Source organism: Corallococcus sp. CA041A (assembly GCF_003612075.1).
Lineage (GTDB): Bacteria > Myxococcota > Myxococcia > Myxococcales > Myxococcaceae > Corallococcus > Corallococcus exiguus.
On sequence record NZ_RAWF01000057.1, the window covers coordinates 21,685 to 40,401 of the forward strand.

Here is an 18,717-nt window from a genome sequence, read left to right on the forward strand (position 1 = left end):
ATGAAGCTGGGAGCGGCCATGGCCGCGCGCCGCACTCCGGAGCAGCTCAAGGCTCGCCGCCAGCTGATGTGGCGCGAGCTGCTCACCAGCCTCTGGGCTCCGCTGTGCGGTGTGGGCCTGGCGTTCATCCCCTACGTCACGTTGATTGAGATGGCGCCCGGCACCGCGTCCTGGGCCCAGCCGCTGATCAAGGGCTTCGGCCTGCTGATGGTGCTGGCCTTCGTGGGCCTGCTGGTGTGGCGCAACGCCTCCCGGAAGGAATCGCTGCTGCGCACGCTGCGCCACGAGGCGCACGAGCTCATCTCCGAGGACGAGCGCATCCTCGCGCGCCTGGGGACGAAGGTGTCCCCGGCCGTGGCGGAGCGCATCACCGAGCAGGCCCTGCGCGTGGAGTCCGCGTCCGTGGCGGCCAACGCGGAGCTGCTGCGCACGGAGACGCAGGCGCTGGAGAAGCTCACCCAGGAGCACCTGGGCGCGTACCGCAAGCAGTCCGTGTGGGACTTCCTGGGCGGCTTCGGCAAGGCGCTGCTCATCGCGGTGATCATCCGCACGGTGCTGATCGAGCCGTACCGCATCCCGTCCGGCTCCATGCTGCCCACGCTGCAGATTGGCGATCAGGTCTTCGTGAACAAGTTCATCTACGGGGTGCGCATCCCGTACACGAACTTCGTCCCGTTCCGCATCGTGCGGGAGCCCATGCGCGGGGACGTCATCGTCTTCAACAACCCGGTGGACGAGTCCAAGGACTTCATCAAGCGCGTCATCGGCATCCCCGGCGACACGGTGGAGATCGTCGACGGGGTGGTGCGCATCAACGGCGAGCCGCAGCCGCGCACGCTGGTGACGCCGGACTACGTGGTGCACAACCAGGACGACCTGACGGGCCGCTGGTTCGACCAGGAAGAGGTGCTCTACCGCGAGAACCTGGGCGGCGTGGTGCACTCGTCGCTCCAGCACCCCATGCGCCTGCCGGGCCGCGAGCACGAGGGCCCCTACACGGTGCCCGCCAACAGCGTCTTCGTGATGGGCGACAACCGGGACAACAGCGCGGACAGCCGCTACAACCTGGGCGGCCCGGGCGGCGCCGAGGTCGCCTACGTGCCGTACGGCCACATCAAGGGCAAGGCCATGGTCGTCTGGCTGTCGCTCGGTTGGGGCGGCCTGCTGGGCAATCTGTTCGGCGGCACGGGCCTGAGGGTCGACCGCTTCTTCGAACCGGTGCGCTGACGGACGCTGGACGGGTCGCCGCCACGCGCCGTGCTTGACGCAACGTGCGGCGCGCGGTACGCGGCGGCCCCGGCCCATGAGACATCTTCTCGGAATCGCAGGCTGGCGGCGGGACGAGCTGGAAGCACTGCTCGACCGCGCCCAGGCTCACCTGCCCGGCGGACCGGATGCCTCGCACGTTCTGCGGGGCCGCGTCGTGGCGAACCTCTTCTTCGAGGACTCCACCCGGACGCGCTCCTCCTTCGAGGTGGCCGCGCGGAAGCTGGGCGCGGACGTCCTCAACTGGAGCTACGCGGGCTCCTCCGTGTCCAAGGGGGAGACGCTCCTGGACACCGCGCGCAACATCGAAGCCATGGGGCCGGCGGTCATCGTCATCCGCCACCGCTCCTCCGGCGCGCCGGGGCTCGTGGCCCGCCACGTGAAGTGCGCGGTGGTCAACGCGGGCGACGGCGCGCATGAGCACCCGTCCCAGGCCCTGCTGGACGCCTTCACCCTGCGCCAGCGCTGGGGCCGCCTGGACGGGCGTACGGTGCTGATTGTCGGTGACGTGCTGCACAGCCGCGTGGCGCGCTCCAACCTCCTGTGCCTGAAGGCGCTGGGGGCCCGGGTCGTGCTCTGCGGACCGCCCACCCTCCTGCCGCCAGGGCTGGAGGAGATGGGCGGAGAGGTGACGCATCAGCTGGACGCCGTGCTGCCCCAGGCGGACGCGGTGATGTGCCTGAGGCTGCAGACGGAGCGCATGTCGGAAGCCTTCCTGCCGTCCCAGCGGGAGTACTCGCGGCTGTTCGGTATCACGCCCGCCCGCGCGGAGCGGATGAGGCCGGAAGCCCTCGTGCTGCACCCGGGCCCCATCAACCGCGGCGTGGAGTTGTCGCCGGTGGTGGCGGACGGGCCTCGCAGCGTCATCCTGGAGCAGGTGGCCAACGGCGTCGCGGTGCGCCGGGCCGTCCTGGAGGCGTGCGCATCATGACCACGGTGCTCTTCCAGCGGGCGCGCGTCATCGACCCGCGCAATGGCGTGGACGGCGTTCGTGACGTCCTCGTGACGGACGGCCGGGTGGCCCAGGTGTCAGAAGGCCCGCTGCCCGCGCCCAAGGACGCGCGGGTGGTGGACGCCACCGACAAGTGGCTGGTGCCGGGCTTCATCGACCTGCACGTGCACCTGCGCGAGCCGGGAGAAGAGGGCAAGGAGACGGTCCTCACCGGCTGCCGCGCGGCGGTGGCGGGCGGCTTCACCGGCGTGGTGGCCATGCCCAACACCAAGGTGGTGAACGACAGCGCGCTCGTCACGGAGCTGGTGCTGTCGCGCGCCCGGGACGCGGACCTGTGCCACGTGTACCCGGCCGGCGCCATCACCAAGGGGCTCAAGGGCGAGGAGCTGTCGGAGGCAGGCGAGCTGATTGGCGCCGGCTGCGTGGCCCTCACCGACGACGGCCGCCCGGTGATGAACGCGAGCCTGATGCGCCGGGTGCTCCAGTACGCCACCCAGTTCGACGTGCCGGTGATGGTGCACGAGGAGGACCTCACCCTGTCCGCCGGCGGTGCCATGCACGAGGGCGCCACGTCCACGCGGCTGGGCCTGCGCGGGATTCCGTCCTCCGCGGAGGTGGCCATGGTGGCGCGCGACCTGGTGCTCCTGGAGGAGACGAAGGGGCGGCTGCACGTGGCGCACGTGTCCTGTGAGGGCAGCGTGCGGCTCATCCGCGAGGCGAAGAAGCGCGGCCTGCGCGTCACCTGCGAGGTGGCGCCGCACCACTTCACCCTGGATGACCGGGCGGTGGGGGATTACGACACCCACGCGAAGATGGCGCCGCCCCTGCGCAGTGACGTGGACGTGAAGGCGCTGCGCGAGGCGCTGGTGGACGGCACGGTGGACGCCATCGCCACGGACCACGCGCCGCACGGTGTGTCCGACAAGCTGGTGGAGTTCGAGAAGGGCATCAACGGCATCGTCGGGCTGGAGACGGCCCTGGGGCTCACGCTGGCGCTGGTGCACGAGGGCGTGCTCACCCCGCGCCGGGCGGTGGAGCTCCTGTCGGACGGGCCGGCGAGGGTATTCGGCCTGCCGGGCGGTCACCTGGCGCCTGGTGCCCCGGCGGACATCACTCTTTTGTCCCCTTCGGAGGAGTGGACGGTGGATGCCCACCGGTTCTATTCCCGCAGTCGCAACACGCCCTTCCACGGGCGCACGCTGAAGGGTCGCGTGACGCAGACGTGGGTGGGCGGCCGGTGTGTGTTCGAGGACGGTCAGCTCAAGGAGTCGCGGTGATGACGAAGCGGGCGGTGCTCGCACTGGCGGATGGCACCACGTTCGAGGGACGCGCCTTTGGCGCTTCCGGCGAGACGGTGGGCGAAGTGGTCTTCAACACGTCCATGTACGGCTACCAGGAGATCCTCACGGATCCCTCGTACGTGGGGCAGATCGTCACCATGGCGTACCCGGAGATGGGCAACATCGGGGCGAACGCGGCGGACGAGGAGGCGGGACTGCCGCACGCGGTGGGCATGGTGGTGCGCTCGCTGACGAAGACGCCCTCCAACTGGCGCTCGCAGGAGACGCTGGACGCGTACCTCGCGCGCCACGGCCGCGTGGGCATTGAAGGAGTGGACACCCGCCGGCTGGTGCGCCACCTGCGCACGCACGGCGCGCAGACGGGCATCATCTCCACGGAGAACGTGACCGCCGCCGCCCTGTCCGAGCGCGCGCGCACCGCCGTGGGCATGGAGGGCCTGGACCTGGCCACGGGCGTGTCCTGCAAGGAGCCCTACCTCTTCACCACGCCGTCGCCGGACGTGTTCCTGGCCACCGGTGACAAGCGCCCGGAGCCGGAGCTGAAGTTCGACGTCGTCGCGTACGACTACGGCCTCAAGCGCTCCATGCTCCAGTACCTGGTGGACGTGGGCTGCCGCGTGACGGTGGTGCCCTCCCACTTCACGGCGGAGCAGGTGCTGGCGAAGAAGCCGCACGGCGTCTTCCTGGCCAACGGCCCGGGCGACCCGGCCGCGGTGAAGGGCGCGGACCGCACGGTGGCGGCGCTGCTGGGCAAGGTGCCGGTGTTCGGCATCTGCCTGGGGCATCAGATCATGGCGCTGGCCCTGGGCGGCCGGACGTACAAGATGAAGTTCGGCCACCGCGGCGGCAACCAGCCCGTGAAGGACCTCACGACGGGCAAGGTGGAGATCACCGCGCAGAACCACGGCTTCGCGGTGGACGACGCCAGCCTCAAGGGCAAGGCCGTCGTCACGCACATCAACCTGAATGACGGCACGGTGGAGGGCCTGGCCGTTCCGGACGCGCGGGCCTTCAGCGTGCAGTACCACCCCGAGGCTTCGCCCGGCCCTCACGACGCGCGCTACCTGTTCAGCCGCTTCGCGACGCTGATGGCGGGTTCGTAGGAAGAGGCACGCACCGGCCATGGACACCGCGCTGACCCCGATGTCGTACCAGCCCTACCTGGACCAGCTCATCGCCTTCGGCAGCTCGGAGGCGCGCAAGCCGGACCTCCTGGAGGCCAAGGCGGAGTACTTCCGTCTCACCGGAGAAGTCTTCGAGGACGACAAGCTCTTCGAGCTGCGGATGGCGTCGTTCCTGGACTACTACCTCTACGACCGCGTCTCGCCGCTCACGGGCAAGACGCCGGCCGCGGAGCTGTACGAGCAGCGCCTGCAGTCCGCTCCGCCCGAGGAGGCCAACGCCTTCCGCAGCTTCACGGAGACGGTCCACGGCCTCTTCGAGGTGCGCAAGCTGGCCAAGGGCATGGTGCGCCTGCGCGAGCTCTTCTCCGGCAAGGACTTCGACGTGACGGAGCGCCGCCACATCGCGGGCCTGGAGACGGGGGACGTGCTGGAGGCGCGCCTGGTGCCCTTCGGCGGCCACCTGCTGTTCTCCTCCGCCTTCTGCTACCACCCGGCGCTGGCCCTCAAGTCCATCAAGGCCGAGGTGAAGCGCCGCAAGAAGAAGGAGCCGGAGCGCCCCGCCAAGGACCTGGTGTGGGAGTGCGCCCGCCGGGCCCTCAACGTGGAGCGCTACCGCCAGCTGTCCGTGGAGAAGATCTACGACTTCGAGCAGAAGGTCCTGTAGGCCTGCTGCCCGGAAGCCTCCACCGCGGGCTCTTTCAGATGCGGTGGATGCTCATCATGTTGGTGTTGCCCGGCACGTTGAGCGGCACGCCGGCCACCAGGATGAAGGGCGCGCCCGGTTCGCAGAAGCGCAGCTCCTGGCAGAGCCGGCGCACCTGCTTGAGCATGGCCTCCGTGGTGCTGACGCGCTTCACCATGTGGCCCGTCACGCCCCAGTACAGCGCCATCCGGTTCACCGTGTCCGCGTTGGGTGTCAGGCCGAGGATGCGCGCGCCGGGACGGAACTCGGAGATGAGCCGCGCGGAGTGGCCGCTCTCCGTGTACGCGATGATGGTCCCGATGTTCAGCTGCCGGGACGCGGCCACCGCCGCCGCGGCGACGCCGGTGCCCAGGTCCTCGGAGCGCTCGAAGGGGGAGTGGGGCAGGGTGATGACGCCGGTGCGCTCCGTCTCCTCCACGATGCGCGCCATGGTGGCCACCGCGTCCACGGGGTAGCGGCCCGCGGCCGTTTCCCCGGAGAGCATCACCGCGTCCGCGCCGTCGAGGATGGCGTTGGCCACGTCCGACACCTCCGCGCGCGTGGGCCGGGCGTTGAGCACCATGCTCTCCAGCATCTCCGTGGCGACGATGACGATGCCGCCCATGCGGTTGACCTCCCGCACGGTGCGCTTCTGGATGGCCGGCAGCTGCTCCAGTGGCATCTCCACGCCCAGGTCGCCGCGGGCCACCATCACCCCGTCCGACTCCGCGGCGATGGACTCCAGGTTCTCCACTGCCTGGGGCTTTTCAATCTTGGAGATGATGGGCGTCTTGCCCTTCGCCACCAGCGTCCGCGCCTGGCGCACGTCCTGGGCGGAGCGCACGAAGGACAGCGCCACGTAGTCCACGCCCACCTCCTGGCCGAACGCCAGGTCCACCTTGTCCTTCTCCGTCAGCGTGGGCACCGACATGGCGGTACCGGGCAGGTTGAGCCCCTTGTGGTCCTTGAGCAGGCCACCCACCTCCACGCGGCAGGACACGTCCTGGCCGCTCACCTTCAGCACGCGCAGGCGCACCCGGCCGTCGTCCAGGAGCACCTCGTGGCCCTTCTCCACGTCCCGGGGCAGCGTGCGCACCGGGGTGGGGATGACTTTCCCCTGGCCCAGCACCGCGCGCGTCGTCACCGTCACCGTGTCGCCGGCCGCCACCATCAGCTGGCCGCCCTCGAAGCGCCCCAGGCGCACCTTGGGGCCCTGCACGTCCTGGAGGATGGCCACCGGCACGCCCAGCTTCTTCGACACCGCGCGGATGCGCTGGACGCGCTGGCGGTGCTCGTCGTGCGTTCCGTGGGAGAAGTTGAGCCGGGCCACGTTCATGCCCGCCTTCACCAGCCCCTCGATGACTTCCTTGGAGTCCGAAGCCGGACCCAGCGTGCAGATGATCTTCGCCTTGCGCATAAGGCGGCCCATCCTAGCGCCACGGGGTGGGCGTCTTGACAGGCTTGCGCCCGAAGGACTAACTCTTCGCTTCACGCGCTGGACGGAAAGTTACCGCAGGCCGGCGTACGCCATTCGTGGCTCTCAGACGCTTGAGACGAAGAAAGCCCGGCTACCCTGGGAGGGGGGGCCGGGCTTTTTTCGTTCCAGGTTCCAGGCAGGCCTTTTCGCGGACGCCTACAGGTCGATCTCCTGGCCCTTGCCCATGGGCTCCATCAGCGGGCGCGTGGAGTGGTCCATGCCGATGTCCTCCGAGTGAGGCTTCGGGTTGCCGGCGCTGGGGCCCATGGGAGGCGGCGGGGGCAGGGGACCCATGTCCTCTTCACCCAGGCCGCCGCTGCCGCCCACGCCCAGGTCCTGCTGCTTCTGGAGGGCTTCAATCTCCGAGCGGGTGATGCCCGCCATGGTCAGCACCTTGCGCGTCACGCGGATGCGGGCCTGGCTGTGCATGGCCATGGCGATGGAGTCCGAAGGGCGCGCGTCCAGCGCCAGCTCCTTCTTGCCCTGCTGGAGGAAGACGCGGCCGGAGTAGACGTTGTCGCGCAGGTCGTCGATGCGGACCTCGGTCACCTTGCCGCCCAGCTTGTTCACCACGTCGTCCAGCAGGTCCTGCGACAAGGGCTGCGGGGGCGGACGCTCCGCGAGGCGGAAGGCGATGGAGACCGCCGCGCCCTCGTCCACGAAGAGGGGCAGCACCGTCTCCCCGTCCTTGGTGGTCAGCACGACGGCGTGCGTCTGCGCCTCCATCAAGGGCACCACGTCCTTCACTTCCAGCTCCACCAGCTCCGAGCAGGCCTTGGGGTCGCTGCCCTTCTCCGTGATGCAGGGCCTCTCTTTGCCTGCCGCCGCTGAGTCTGCGGCGGCGTTGGCGCCGGGGATCCCGAACGCGGGGAGGAACAACGCTCCCCCCAGCGCCAGCACCACAGCCGTGAACGGAGCGACGAAGAAGTTGGCGCGGTTGGACGTTTTCACATCCCTAAGCTACGCACCTCCCCCTTCACCGGGAGGGCACCGCCCCCACGCCGTCGCGAGCAGCCCCCGGGCCCTGGCCCACCCGGTTGGAGGGCGGGCGGGCAGCCGGGAACAAGGGGCGCCAGGCGACTAGCGGTCGCCGTCCTCGGGCTCTTCGTCGTCGTAGTCCTCGTCGTCCTCGGACTCTTCGTCGTCCTCGTCCTCGTCCTCGTCGTCATCCTCGTCGTCGTCGGACTCTTCCTCGTCTTCGTCCTCGTCGTCGAGTTCGTCCTCGAGCTCCTCGGCTTCGAGCGTCATCGTCACCGCGAACTTCTTGCTCAGGATGGCGATCTGCGCGCGCATCTCCGTGAGCGCGGCGACGAAGTCCTCGGAGAGGTTGGCGGGCGCCTTCGCGTCGCAGTGGGGGCAGACAATCTTCTCCGTCCCCTCGATGAGGTCCTGGGCTTCCAACTCGAAGCTGGCCTCGCACTTCTGACAGGTGAAGTCGATGCTCATGGTCGGGCGCGGCATACAAAGCTGGTGAACATGCTGTCAACGCCTGAGACGCGGGGACGTGGAACGGGCGGGGAGCTTCCACTACGTTTCGCCAGATGGACCTGCCCAAGACGATGCTGCATGCGCTCCATGACCAGGCCGCGCGGCTGGAACACCGCCCGGCGCTCTGGTCTCGCCATGGAGGCGCCTATGTCCCCACCTCGTGGTTCGACTATGCCCAGCGCGTCAAGCGCTTCGCCCTGGGGCTGCACGCGCTGGGGTTTCAGGAAGGCGACCCGCTGGGCATCCTGAGCTTCAACCGCGAGGCGTGGCACGTCGCGGACCTGGGGGCCATGTCCCTGGGCGGCATCCCGGTGGGGCTCTACACCACCAGCAGTGTGGACCAGCTCGTCTACATCCTGGGCCACTGCGAGGCGCGCTTCCTCCTGGTGGAGAACGCGAAGCACCTGGCCACCGGCCTGGAGGTCCAGAAGCGGCTGCCCGCGCTCCAGCACCTCATCGTGATGGACGCGCCCACGCCGCTGCCCGAAGGCGTGCTGCGCTACGCGGACGTGCTGGCCTCTGGCGCGAAGGCGGATGAAGCCCCCTACTGGGACGGCGTCCACGCGCTCCACCCGGACGCGTTGGCCACGCTCATCTACACGTCCGGTACCACCGGCCAGCCCAAGGGCGTGGCGCTCAGCCACCGCAACCTCGCCTGGACGTCGAAGCAGCTGGGCGACACCATGGGCTTCCATGACATGGAGGACGAGCGGCTGGTGTCGTACCTGCCGCTGTCCCACATCGCGGAGCAGATCGTCTCCCTGCACAGCCCGCTGCTCATGGGCACGCAGGTGTACTTCGCGGACTCGCTGGACGCCCTGGGCAAGAACCTCACGGAGGTGCGCCCCACCGTCTTCTTCGCGGTGCCGCGCGTCTGGGAGAAGTTCAAGACGAAGGCGGAGGAGGGCCTGGCCGCGCAGCCACCCCTGAAGCGCCGGCTGGTGGAGTGGGCCCGCGCCACGGCGCTGGAGCGCAACACGCGCGTCCTGAGCCAGGAGCGCGTCCCGTCGTTCATGGAGGCCAAGTTCGCGCTGGCCAAGCGGCTGGTGTTCGAGCCGTTGAAGACGCGCATCGGCCTGGAGAAGGCGAAGCTGTTCTCCACCTCCGCGGCGCCCATTGGCCGGGACGTGCTGGACTTCTTCGCCTCCATCGACGTCGTCCTCTTGGAAGTGTGGGGCATGACGGAGGTGTCCGGCCCCGCCACGGTGAGCACCGCCGAGTGCGCCCGGATGGGCACGGTGGGCCGCCCCATGCTGGGCGTGGAGGTGCGCATCGCACAGGACGGGGAGATCCTCGTCCAGGGCGGCAACGTGTGCCTGGGCTACCACCGCAACCCGGAGGCCACGCAGGAGCTGCTGGCGGACGGGTGGCTGCACACGGGCGACGTGGGGCAGCTGGATTCCGAGGGCTTCCTGCGCATCACCGGGCGCAAGAAGGAGATCATCGTCACCTCCGGCGGCAAGAAGACGTCGCCCGCCAATATCGAAGAGCTGCTCAAGGGCGTGTCCCCCGTGGGGCACGCGCTGGTGGTGGGGGACCGGCGCAACTACCTGGTGGCGCTGGTGACGCTGGATCCGGACCGGGTGCGGAAGCTGGCGCGGGAGAAGGGCTGGCCGGAGGACGTGGCCACGCTGGTGAAGGACGCGCGCCTCCAGCAGCACCTGTACGAGGCCTTCGAGCGGGACGTGAACCCGAAGCTGTCGCGCTTCGAGACCATCAAGCGCTTCCGCGTGCTGCCGGGGGAGTTCTCCATCGACGGTGGCGAGCTCACGCCCAGCATGAAGATGCGCCGCAAGGTGGTGGAGCAGAAGTACGCGGACGCCATCGAAGCGCTCTACAACGAGCCAGGCGCGCCTGGCGTCGCCCACGGCTAGGCAAAGCGAAAGGGGCGGGGGACTCAAGCTTCGAGTCCCGCGCCCCTTCGTGCTTCAGTGGCTGCTACCGCCCGCGGTGACTACTTGCCGCCGGGGGTGCGCTTGTCCTGGGCCACGTAGTCGCGGCGCGCGGCGCCGGTGAAGACCTGACGGGGACGGGCGATCTTCTGCTCGTTGTCCGTCACCATCTCCTCCCACTGCGCGCACCAGCCCACCGTGCGGGGGATGGCGAACAGGACGGGGAACATCTCCGCCTGGAAGCCCATCGCCTCGTAGATGAGGCCCGAGTAGAAGTCGACGTTCGGGTACAGCTTGCGCTTCACGAAGTACTCGTCCTCGAGCGCGATGCGCTCCAGTTCGAGCGCGATCTCCAGCAGCGGGTTCTTGCCCGTCACGTCGAAGACCTCGTCCGCCACGCGCTTGATGACCTTCGCGCGCGGGTCGTAGGACTTGTAGACGCGGTGGCCGAAGCCCATCAGCTTCTTCTCGCCCTCGCCGCCCTTCACCTGCTTGATGAACTCCGGGATGTTGGACTTGCTGCCAATCTCGCGGAGCATGCGGAGCACCGCCTCGTTGGCGCCGCCGTGCAGCGGGCCGTAGAGCGCGCCCACGCCCGCGGCGACCGCGGAGTAGGGGTCCACCTGCGAGGAGCCCACCGTGCGCACGGACGTGGTGGAGCAGTTCTGCTCGTGGTCCGCGTGCAGGATGAAGAGCACGTCCAGCGCCTTCTCCAGCGTGGGGTGCACCTTGAAGGCGCTCGTGCCGATGCGCTTGATCATCGCCAGGAAGTTGGCGACGTAGGACAGGTCGTTGTCCGGGTAGACGAACGGCAGGCCCATGGCGTGGCGGTACGAGAACGCGGCCAGGGTGGGCATCTTCGCGATGAGGCGCGTGATCTGGATCTCACGGCTGCGCGCGTCCTTGATGTTCTTCGCGTCCGGGTAGAACGCGGACAGCGCCGCCACCGTGGAGCCCAGCATGGCCATGGGGTGCGCGTCGTAGCGGAACCCGTCGATGAAGGACTTGATGTTCTCGTGCACCAGCGTGTGGTGGGTCACGTTGAACGTGAAGTTCTCCAGCTCCTTCTGCGTGGGCAGCTCGCCCTTCAGCAGCAGGTAGGCCACCTCCAGGAAGGAGGACTTCTCCGCGAGCTGCTCGATGGGGTACCCGCGGTACTCGAGGATGCCCTTGTCGCCGTCGATGAAGGTGATGGCGCTCTTACAGTTCGCCGTGTTCAGGAACGCGGGGTCGTAACCCATCAGACCGAAGTCATCGCTGCCGGTCTTGATCTGGCGCAGGTCGGGGGTGCGGATACAGCCGTTCTCGATCGGGATCTCGTACGTCTTCCCGGTCCGATTGTCGGTGACGGTCAGCGTGTCCTTGGGCATGGGCGGAGATTTCACAGGGCGGCGGACGCTTTCAACAAAAAAGATCGATAAGTCTTAGAGGCGAAGTTTCCGGTCCGCGCGCCCGCTCAGGAATAGCGGACGCCGACCCGCGCGAGCTGCCGCCAGAATCCGGGGAAGCTCTTCTCCACGCACTCCGGCCCCGTCAGATCCAGAGGCACCCCGGACAGCACACACAGGGTGGCCGCTGACATCGCCAGGCGGTGGTCACCCCGGCTGTCCATGGCGAAGCGCGTGGGCTTCACCTTGGGCGGGAGGATTCGCAGCGTCTCACTGTCGGCTCCGGCCGACAGTTCCGTGGTGCCGCCGTAGGCCGCCACCAACGTGCGGATGCCCTCCAGCCGGTCGCTCTCCTTGACCCGCAGGATGCCCACGTCGCTGAGCGTGGTGGGCCGGGGCAGCACGCACGCGAGCGCCGCCAGCGTGGGCAGCAGGTCCGGGCACTCCTTGCCGGTCGCGCGCAGCTCGCCCGTGGCTTCACCCTCGACGCGCCAGGTGTTGGGCGCGCCCGACGGGAGCATCTTCAGACCCACTTCAGCGGCCAGCCGGAGGATCGCCTGGTCCGGGTGGGCGCTCTGGGGCTCCGCGCGCTCCACCGTGCCGCCCGTGCGCCAGGCGATGAGCACCAGGTAACCCAATGAAGACCAGTCGCCCGGCAGTGATGGGACGGATTCGGGCGCCTGATAACCCGTGACGGAATAGTGTCCTTCGGACTGTTCCACGGTGAAGCCGAAGCGGCGCAGCCACGCCACCGTGAGGTCCATGTAGCCAGCGCTGGTGAGCGCGCCTTCAATCTCCACGCTCCACGCGCGCTTCTCCCGGAGGAAGCGCTCGGCGCAGCCCAGCAGCAGGCTGGAGGCGTACTGGCTGCTCTGCGCACCCGGCACGCGGAACACCGGCGCGACCTTCGTGGTGTCCTGGGGCGCGTGCAGCTCCACCGGCCACGGGGTGCCTTCGGTGAGCGTCAGACCCGTGGGGCCCAGGGCCTGCTTCAACGACGTGAAGAGCGGGCCGTGCGGGCGCTCACCCAGGCGGGGCGTGCCGGTGAAGCGTACGCGCACGTCGGGAGTCACCGCGGCCTGCGTGACGAGGATACGGAAGGGGGCGCCGCCATCCGCGCAGTCCACGTCGCGCACGGGGCCGGCGGGAAGGCGCAGGGCCTCCACGCCCCGGCGCAGCACGCGCACGTCGGCGGGAAGGTCCTCGTCCGATTCCGCCTGCACCGACGGCAGCGGCCAGGCGCCGGTGAGGTGTCCCAACACCAGGGCTCGCTGGGCGTCCGACTTCGACACGGGCGGGGTGAGCGGTGAGGCGCTCAAGGCGCTCGGGTCGACGGTGAGACAGCTCGGCGAGGCGTGGCTCAAGGGCGGGCTCCACGGGTCCAGGCGGGCCACAGGGCCCGCCACGTCTTCGGCAGCACATCCACGACTTCGGAGGCGCCCACGGCGGTGAGCAGCACCATGCGCAGCTCGCCGTTGGCACCGGCCTTCTTGTCTGCGTCCAGGAGCGCGACCACGTCCTTCAGCGGCGCGCGCCGGGCAATCTCCGCGGCGCGGTCGCGGCCGAGCACGCCCGGGCCTCGGGCCAGCGCGCGCTCCACCTCGTGCGCCACGGGCTCCGGGGTGATGCCCAGGTGCCGGCCCACGTCCAGGGCCCAGAGGATGCCCAGGCCCACCGCGTCGCCGTGCGACAGCTTGAAGCGGGAAAGGCTCTCCAGCACGTGACCGAAGGTGTGGCCGAAGTTGAGCACGCGGCGCAGGCCCTGGTGCTCGTACGGGTCCTTCGCGCAGATGCCTTCCTTCAGGCCGCGCGCGTCCTTCACCAGCTTCTCCAGCTTCGGCGGCGTGCGCACGTAGCGCTTGAAGAGGGACGCATCCAGCGACGCGACCATCTTCCACGCCTCCATGGAGCCCTCGCGCACCTGCGCGTCGGACAGCGTGGCGTACAGCTCCGGGCACAGCCACGTCTCATCCGCGTAGTGGAAGACGCCCGCGGGGTTCTTCACCACGCGGCCGCGCACGACGAGGTCCACCGCGCCCTTGCCGCCCAGGCTGCTGTCCACCGCCGCGAGCAGCGTGGTGGGCACCTGCAACAGCCGCACGCCGCGCTTGAGCAGGTGCGCGGCCACGGTGGCCACGTCGCCCACGGTGCCACCGCCCACGGCGACGAGCGTGCCGGAGCGCGGCAGCGTGATGCCGCCCGCGAGCACCTTCTGGAGCGAGATGAGGCTCTTGGCGCGCTCACCGCCGAGCAACTGGATGATGGCGCGCGGCTTGCGGGCCTCCAGTGCGGGGATGAGCGTGGGGTGGAAGCGCGCGACGGTGCGGTCCACCACGGCGACACTGCCCTCGGGCAGCTTCGCGGCGAGCTTGGTGAAGGAACCCCAACGGTCGTTCGGGGGGCGGTAGGAACCGGGAGGAAGCGAGCTCATGCGGAGTGGGGGCGGGCGTTGAGTTGCTGGACGAGGTCGGCGATGACGAGCGACACCATGGCCTCCAGCACCGGGACGGCGCGGGGCATGATGCACGGGTCGTGACGGCCGCCCTTGGCGTGATCCGCCAGCGTCGCGGGCGGCTTGAAGAAGGCGCGCACCTGCATGGGCTCACCGTTGGCGAGCCCACCCTGGATGCCACCGTACGCGTCCTTCACGGCGTGGAACTTCGTGCCGGGCTGGCCGAGGCGCTGGATCAGATCCGGCGGGCCCCACACGACACCGGTGACGGCGCCAATGCTGCCCAGCGCCTGCGCGATGAGCGCCTTCAGCTTGCCGAAGATGGGCTCGCCCAGACCGACGGGCAGGCCCTCCACGCGCACGTCGATGGAGCCGCCCAGGCTGTCCCCGGCCTCCTTCGCGGCGAGGATCTGGCGGGCCATCTCCTCGCGCACGGCGGCGTCGGGGCAGCGGGTGGGGTGCGCGTCCACCATGGCGCGCGTGAGTCCCGGCGACGGAACGGGGGCGACCAGCTCACCCACCTGGGAGACGTAGGCCACGGTGCTGATGGAGGGCAGGTCGCGCGCGAGGTACGCCTCCGCGATGGCGCCCCCGATGACGCGGCAGAGCGTCTCACGTCCGCTGGTACGGCCGCCGCCCCGGTGGTCGCGGTGCTTGTAGCGCTCCCTCCACACGGCGTCCGCGTGGCCCGGCCGGTCCACGCTGGCCAGCTGGTTGTAGTCCTGCGAGCGCTGGTTCGCGTTGCGCACGATGGCCGCGATGGGCGTGCCCAGCGTCTTGTCCTCGAAGACGCCGGAGAGGATTTCAACGGTGTCGGGCTCGTTGCGCGGGGTCACCAGGGCGGACTGACCGGGACGCCGGCGGTCCAGGGCCGCCTGGATCATCTCGCGCGTCAGAGGAACGCCCGCGGGGCAGCCGTCGATGACGGAGCCCAGCGCGGGACCGTGGCTTTCGCCGAACGTGGTCAACCGGAAGAGGGTGCCAAAGGTATTCATGTCGCCGTTTCCCAGAGTTGTCGCTGCCGCCGGGCCTGGGCGACAAACCACGCCGCACCTAGCAGGAGAGGGGTGCCCCCGCGGCGAACGATCTCCGCGGCGACGCGCCGGCCGGGCGCACCGTATGCGATCACCGCCACGCGTGCCCCCTGGAATCTCAGGTTTTCGGGGGCGGCCACGCGGTCCGGCCACGTCCAGACCCAATCCCCGGACAGCGGTGCATGAATCTCCGCGCGCTTGACGACCCGCAGGGCGAGTCCTTGTTCAGCGGACACCAGCCGCAGGGCCTGCGTGGAACCGCCGTCACCCAGCACCGCCACGTCCTTCGTGCCCAGGCGCTCCAGCACGGCGCGCGCGCCTTCCGTGTCGGTGTTGAAGGACTCCCACCGAGAGCCCCGGCGCACCAGCGTGTTGATGGCGTCCAGCTGCGAGCCCGTGTGCTTCGCGAGCCGCATCTTGAACGGGCTCGTCACGGCGAAGCCCGCGTAGTGCGGCAGGAGCGCGTCCACCACCGCCTCCACCGGCGCGTCCTCGGCCAGGTCGATGCGGTCGAACGGCTGACGGTGGATGCGCGGCGAGCGCGAGTGCGGAATGGCCGTGCCCAGGATGCCCAGGCGCAACGAGTGCGGATCCTTCGCCTTGCGGTGCTCGCGCACCACGTCGTCCAGGAGACGCTGTCCCGGGGCCGCCGTCCACGGGCCGCCCATGGCCACGTACTCCAGGCCGTTCCCGCGAGAGAGCACCGCGCGCGCCGGGATGGCGACGGGCCCCATGCCCAGGACGGTGACGCGCTCGGCGCCGAAGCGCTGCGACAGCGCGGCCTGCGTCTCCAGCAGCACGTCCAGGTGCGCGGGCCCGTCCATGGGCTCCACGTGTTTCACCAGCGCGTCCGGCGGAATGGGACGGGACCAGCGCTTGAGCGCCTCAGTCGTCGTCAGCGGCCCTTCCGCGTGGTGCGACGCGAGCAGCTTCCCCGGCGGCGCGTCCATGTCCTGCGCGCGCTCCACGTCTCGGTCCACGCGCCACGCGGCCTGGACCCACGGCGCGGGCACCGGCTTGCCCCGCTCGGAGACGAGCAGCGGCATCACGCGGGCGAGGGCGTCCGGATCGATGTCACCGGGCGCGTGCAAGTCGGTCCGCACCTCGATGACGTCCGCGCCACGCTTGAGGCCGTCGCGCGCGAACGCAACGGCGTCCGCGCCGGTGAGGGTGGGGGGCAGGGTGATGATGCGCCGGGTGGCCATCACGCGGGCTCCTGGGCAAGGCAGCCCCGGAGGAAGTCCGCCAGGGAGATGGTGGGGACGCGGGCGTGCATCGCCTCGCGTTCATGGAACAGCGAGTGGAGCTCTTCCTCCAGCGACACATCAGCACGCAGCCGCGGGCGCGTGGTGTCCGCCATCAGCCGCTCGCGGTACGTGTCGAAGGTGACGGGGACGACGAGCGTGAAGTGTCCCGCGAGCACTTCCGGATGGTGCGACAGGAAGCCGCCGCCCACCGCCACCACGCTGCCCGAGGGCAACAGGCCCAGCGTCTCGCGCTCGGCGGCGCGGAAGGTGGTGGGGGACTCCGCGACCCAGGAGCGGAGCGGGCGCCCATGCCGGCGCTCCAGCTCCGCGTCCAGGTCCAGGCCAGAACGCCCGAGCAACTTCGAGACGAGCGGCAACAGGCGCGTCTTGCCGGCCGCGCGGTGTCCCGCGATGACGACGGTCTGCGCGCCCACGGGGCGAGGGCAGGGCCCCGGGGACGTAAGGGCCCCCTGGAGCACCTGCTGGAGTCTGGGATCTACCGACGCGACGACTTGCGAGACAAGGAGGCGCCGGGCCTCAACGGACGGTTCCGACATAGACGTAGGCGGTTCCAAACAGCAGGGGGTGGGCGGCGCGCTCAGCGTAGGCGCCGGCCTGGTCCATCAGGGAGAGGAAGCGATCGCCAGCGGGGAAGGCCGCGGCGGTGCGGGGCAGGTACTGGTACGCCGCGCGGTTGCCCGTCAGCAGTCCGCCAATCGCCGGCATCACCGTCTTGCTGTAGAAGCGGAACAGCGCGCCGTACGGGCCCGTGGGCTGGCCGAACTCCAGCACCACCACGCGGCCTCCGGGGCGCACCACGCGCGCCATCTCCTGGAGGCACTTCACCGGATCATCCACGTTGCGGATGCCGAAGGAGATGGACGCCACGTCGAAGCTGTTGTCCGGAAGGGTGAGCGCCATGGCGTCCTGCACCTGGAACTCCACGTCCAGGCCCGCCTTGGCCGCCTTGGCCGGCGCGCTCTCCAGCATCTCCGGGCAGAAGTCCGTGCCCACCACGCGGCCCGTGGAGCCCACCTTGCGCTTGAACGACAGCGCCAGGTCGCCCGTGCCGGTGGCGCAGTCGAGCACCTGACTGCCTTCCTTCGCGCCACTGAGCTTCACCGCCGTGCGCCGCCACAGCCGGTGGATGCCGAAGGAGAGGACTTCGTTCGTCACGTCGTAGCGCGTGGCGATGGAGGAGAACATCTGACGGACTTCGGTGCTCATCGCGCCCCCGCGATCTGTGCCGGCCCCGCCGGCGTCCAAAGGTGACGGTCCACCGCGGCGAGCACGCCCGGCAGCCGTTGCATCAACGTAGCGAAATCCCCGGGCGACATCGCCTGCTGCCCGTCGCACAATGCCTGCTCCGGCCGGGGGTGGACTTCAATCAACAATCCATCCGCCCCGCAGGCCGCGGCAGCCAGCGACATGGGAGTGATAAGCGACGGGATGCCCGTCGCATGCGAAGGATCCACGATGACCGGCAGGTGCGTGCGCTCCTTCGCCCACGCCACCGCGGCCAGGTCCAGCGTGTTGCGCATCGCGGTCTCGAAGGTGCGGATGCCGCGCTCGCAGAGCATCACCTGTTCGTTGCCGCCCGCGAGGATGTACTCGGCGGCGTTGAGCCACTCCTGCACCGTGGCGGACAGCCCGCGCTTGAGCAGCACCGGCTTGCGCAGCTTCCCCAGCGCGCGCAGCAGCCCGAAGTTCTGCATGTTCCGCGCGCCCACCTGGAGGATGTCCGCGTGCTGCGCCATGAGGGGCAGTTGCTCGGTCTCCATCACCTCGCTGATGATGGGCAGTCCGTGGCGCCGTCCGGCGTCCACCAGCAGCTTCAGCCCCGGCTCCCCCATGCCCTGGAACGCGTACGGACTGGTGCGCGGCTTGAACACGCCTCCGCGCAGCAGGTGCGCCCCCGCCTGCGCCACCGCGCGGGCCGCCAGTTCCAGCTGCTCCGTGCCCTCCACCGCGCACGGCCCCGCCATCACCACGAAGCCGGGCCCGCCCACCTCCACGGTCCCCACCTGGACGCGCGTGCCTGCTGGACGCGCTGCGCGAAGGACGCGGTGTGCACCCGGGTCACGCCGCCCGGCTGGGTCGTCTGGTTGCTGGCCTCCCACGGCGGCTCCCTCGCTGGAGTTACTGGAATTCGGATTCCATGGAGTTCAAGCGGTTTTGAACTCCTTGGTGCATGTATAGCCGAGATCGCTTAGAAGACAATCGAAGGTGATGTCACTCGCCTCCCCCGAGGTGCAGGAGAATGGCTGATGACGCCGCTCAGTCCCGCTGAGGATCCGCGATGGGTCGCCGGGATGATGCCCCTGCCTGGAGTGGATCCATTGGCTGGGGCGGGCAGCCTCGGCGTTCCCTCCGTGTACTGGGAGCGGCCGGTGGCGCGCGAGGCGGTGGCGGGG

At 69.8% G+C, this 18,717-nt stretch carries 17 protein-coding genes; 6 read left to right on the forward strand and 11 right to left on the reverse strand.

Annotated elements, in window-relative coordinates; translation table 11 throughout:
* The 5 genes from lepB (at nt 1) to D7V77_RS12735 (ending at nt 5,307) form a co-directional block, all read left to right on the forward strand.
* Nucleotides 1-1,227 carry a signal peptidase I gene (gene lepB, locus D7V77_RS12715; RefSeq protein ID WP_233596924.1) on the forward strand — a complete coding sequence of 409 codons (1,227 nt, stop codon included), beginning with the start codon at nt 1-3 and terminating at the stop codon, nt 1,225-1,227.
* A gap of 76 nt (nt 1,228-1,303) precedes the next feature.
* Nucleotides 1,304-2,197, forward strand: a complete 894-nt coding sequence (locus D7V77_RS12720) for an aspartate carbamoyltransferase catalytic subunit (RefSeq protein ID WP_120576544.1) — start codon at nt 1,304-1,306, stop codon at nt 2,195-2,197.
* The gene (locus D7V77_RS12725) at nt 2,194-3,495 is read left to right on the forward strand and encodes a dihydroorotase (RefSeq protein ID WP_172809769.1); all 1,302 of its coding nucleotides are present in this window, start codon (nt 2,194-2,196) and stop codon (nt 3,493-3,495) included. Before D7V77_RS12720 ends, D7V77_RS12725 begins: the two co-directional genes overlap by 4 nt.
* Entirely contained in the window at nt 3,495-4,622 is a 1,128-nt protein-coding gene (gene carA / locus D7V77_RS12730; RefSeq protein WP_120576545.1) for a glutamine-hydrolyzing carbamoyl-phosphate synthase small subunit, read from the forward strand. The genes D7V77_RS12725 and carA overlap by 1 nt, the downstream gene beginning before the upstream one ends.
* Nucleotides 4,623-4,641: 19 nt before the next feature.
* On the forward strand, nt 4,642-5,307 hold the full coding sequence (locus tag D7V77_RS12735) for a hypothetical protein (RefSeq protein WP_120576546.1): 666 nt from the start codon (nt 4,642-4,644) through the stop codon (nt 5,305-5,307).
* A 34-nt stretch (nt 5,308-5,341) separates the two neighbouring features.
* On the opposite strand, the gene pyk is transcribed toward D7V77_RS12735, so the two are convergent.
* The 3 genes from pyk to D7V77_RS12750 form a co-directional block, all read right to left on the reverse strand.
* Nucleotides 5,342-6,742, reverse strand: a complete 1,401-nt coding sequence (gene pyk, locus D7V77_RS12740) for a pyruvate kinase (protein WP_120576547.1) — start codon at nt 6,740-6,742, stop codon at nt 5,342-5,344.
* A gap of 216 nt (nt 6,743-6,958) precedes the next feature.
* Entirely contained in the window at nt 6,959-7,753 is a 795-nt protein-coding gene (locus D7V77_RS12745) for a bifunctional nuclease family protein (RefSeq protein ID WP_169820390.1), read from the reverse strand.
* Between the two features lie 129 nt (nt 7,754-7,882).
* Nucleotides 7,883-8,248 (reverse strand): hypothetical protein, encoded by a 366-nt coding sequence (locus D7V77_RS12750; RefSeq protein ID WP_172810996.1) that lies wholly within the window; start codon nt 8,246-8,248, stop codon nt 7,883-7,885.
* Nucleotides 8,249-8,343: 95 nt separating this feature from the next.
* Here D7V77_RS12750 and D7V77_RS12755 point away from each other — a divergent pair, with 95 nt between their 5' ends.
* The gene (locus tag D7V77_RS12755) at nt 8,344-10,164 is read left to right on the forward strand and encodes a long-chain fatty acid--CoA ligase (protein ID WP_172810997.1); all 1,821 of its coding nucleotides are present in this window, start codon (nt 8,344-8,346) and stop codon (nt 10,162-10,164) included.
* Between the two features lie 80 nt (nt 10,165-10,244).
* Here D7V77_RS12755 and D7V77_RS12760 read toward each other — a convergent pair whose 3' ends face one another.
* The 8 genes from D7V77_RS12760 to aroF form a co-directional block, all read right to left on the reverse strand.
* Nucleotides 10,245-11,552, reverse strand: a complete 1,308-nt coding sequence (locus D7V77_RS12760; RefSeq protein ID WP_120576549.1) for a citrate synthase — start codon at nt 11,550-11,552, stop codon at nt 10,245-10,247.
* Between the two features lie 86 nt (nt 11,553-11,638).
* Nucleotides 11,639-12,934 (reverse strand): 3-phosphoshikimate 1-carboxyvinyltransferase, encoded by a 1,296-nt coding sequence (locus D7V77_RS12765; RefSeq protein ID WP_120576559.1) that lies wholly within the window; start codon nt 12,932-12,934, stop codon nt 11,639-11,641.
* On the reverse strand, nt 12,931-14,001 hold the full coding sequence (locus D7V77_RS12770) for a 3-dehydroquinate synthase family protein (RefSeq protein ID WP_120576550.1): 1,071 nt from the start codon (nt 13,999-14,001) through the stop codon (nt 12,931-12,933). The genes D7V77_RS12765 and D7V77_RS12770 overlap by 4 nt, the downstream gene beginning before the upstream one ends.
* Entirely contained in the window at nt 13,998-15,017 is a 1,020-nt protein-coding gene (aroC, locus tag D7V77_RS12775; protein WP_120576551.1) for a chorismate synthase, read from the reverse strand. The genes D7V77_RS12770 and aroC overlap by 4 nt, the downstream gene beginning before the upstream one ends.
* Nucleotides 15,014-16,264: a shikimate dehydrogenase gene (locus D7V77_RS12780; protein WP_120576552.1), complete on the reverse strand. Its 1,251-nt coding sequence runs from the start codon at nt 16,262-16,264 to the stop codon at nt 15,014-15,016. The genes aroC and D7V77_RS12780 overlap by 4 nt, the downstream gene beginning before the upstream one ends.
* Nucleotides 16,261-16,737 carry a shikimate kinase gene (locus tag D7V77_RS12785; RefSeq protein WP_233596925.1) on the reverse strand — a complete coding sequence of 159 codons (477 nt, stop codon included), beginning with the start codon at nt 16,735-16,737 and terminating at the stop codon, nt 16,261-16,263. The genes D7V77_RS12780 and D7V77_RS12785 overlap by 4 nt, the downstream gene beginning before the upstream one ends.
* 103 nt (nt 16,738-16,840) lie before the next feature.
* Nucleotides 16,841-17,530 (reverse strand): bifunctional demethylmenaquinone methyltransferase/2-methoxy-6-polyprenyl-1,4-benzoquinol methylase UbiE, encoded by a 690-nt coding sequence (ubiE, locus tag D7V77_RS12790; RefSeq protein ID WP_120576554.1) that lies wholly within the window; start codon nt 17,528-17,530, stop codon nt 16,841-16,843.
* Nucleotides 17,527-18,423, reverse strand: coding sequence for a 3-deoxy-7-phosphoheptulonate synthase (gene aroF, locus D7V77_RS12795; protein ID WP_120576555.1), 897 nt, complete (start codon nt 18,421-18,423; stop codon nt 17,527-17,529). The genes ubiE and aroF overlap by 4 nt, the downstream gene beginning before the upstream one ends.
* Nucleotides 18,424-18,717 lie beyond the last annotated feature (294 nt).

Coding starts and splice junctions, on each gene's coding strand:
- D7V77_RS12760 (WP_120576549.1), bottom strand. CDS start 11,552: ATGCCCAAGGACACGCTGACCGTCACCGACAATCGGACCGGGAAGACG.
- D7V77_RS12770 (WP_120576550.1), bottom strand. CDS start 14,001: ATGAGCTCGCTTCCTCCCGGTTCCTACCGCCCCCCGAACGACCGTTGG.
- pyk (WP_120576547.1), bottom strand. CDS start 6,742: ATGCGCAAGGCGAAGATCATCTGCACGCTGGGTCCGGCTTCGGACTCC.
- lepB (WP_233596924.1), top strand. CDS start 1: ATGAAGCTGGGAGCGGCCATGGCCGCGCGCCGCACTCCGGAGCAGCTC.
- aroC (WP_120576551.1), bottom strand. CDS start 15,017: ATGAATACCTTTGGCACCCTCTTCCGGTTGACCACGTTCGGCGAAAGC.
- carA (WP_120576545.1), top strand. CDS start 3,495: ATGACGAAGCGGGCGGTGCTCGCACTGGCGGATGGCACCACGTTCGAG.
- D7V77_RS12750 (WP_172810996.1), bottom strand. CDS start 8,248: ATGAGCATCGACTTCACCTGTCAGAAGTGCGAGGCCAGCTTCGAGTTG.
- D7V77_RS12720 (WP_120576544.1), top strand. CDS start 1,304: ATGAGACATCTTCTCGGAATCGCAGGCTGGCGGCGGGACGAGCTGGAA.
- D7V77_RS12735 (WP_120576546.1), top strand. CDS start 4,642: ATGGACACCGCGCTGACCCCGATGTCGTACCAGCCCTACCTGGACCAG.
- D7V77_RS12725 (WP_172809769.1), top strand. CDS start 2,194: ATGACCACGGTGCTCTTCCAGCGGGCGCGCGTCATCGACCCGCGCAAT.
- ubiE (WP_120576554.1), bottom strand. CDS start 17,530: ATGAGCACCGAAGTCCGTCAGATGTTCTCCTCCATCGCCACGCGCTAC.
- D7V77_RS12755 (WP_172810997.1), top strand. CDS start 8,344: ATGGACCTGCCCAAGACGATGCTGCATGCGCTCCATGACCAGGCCGCG.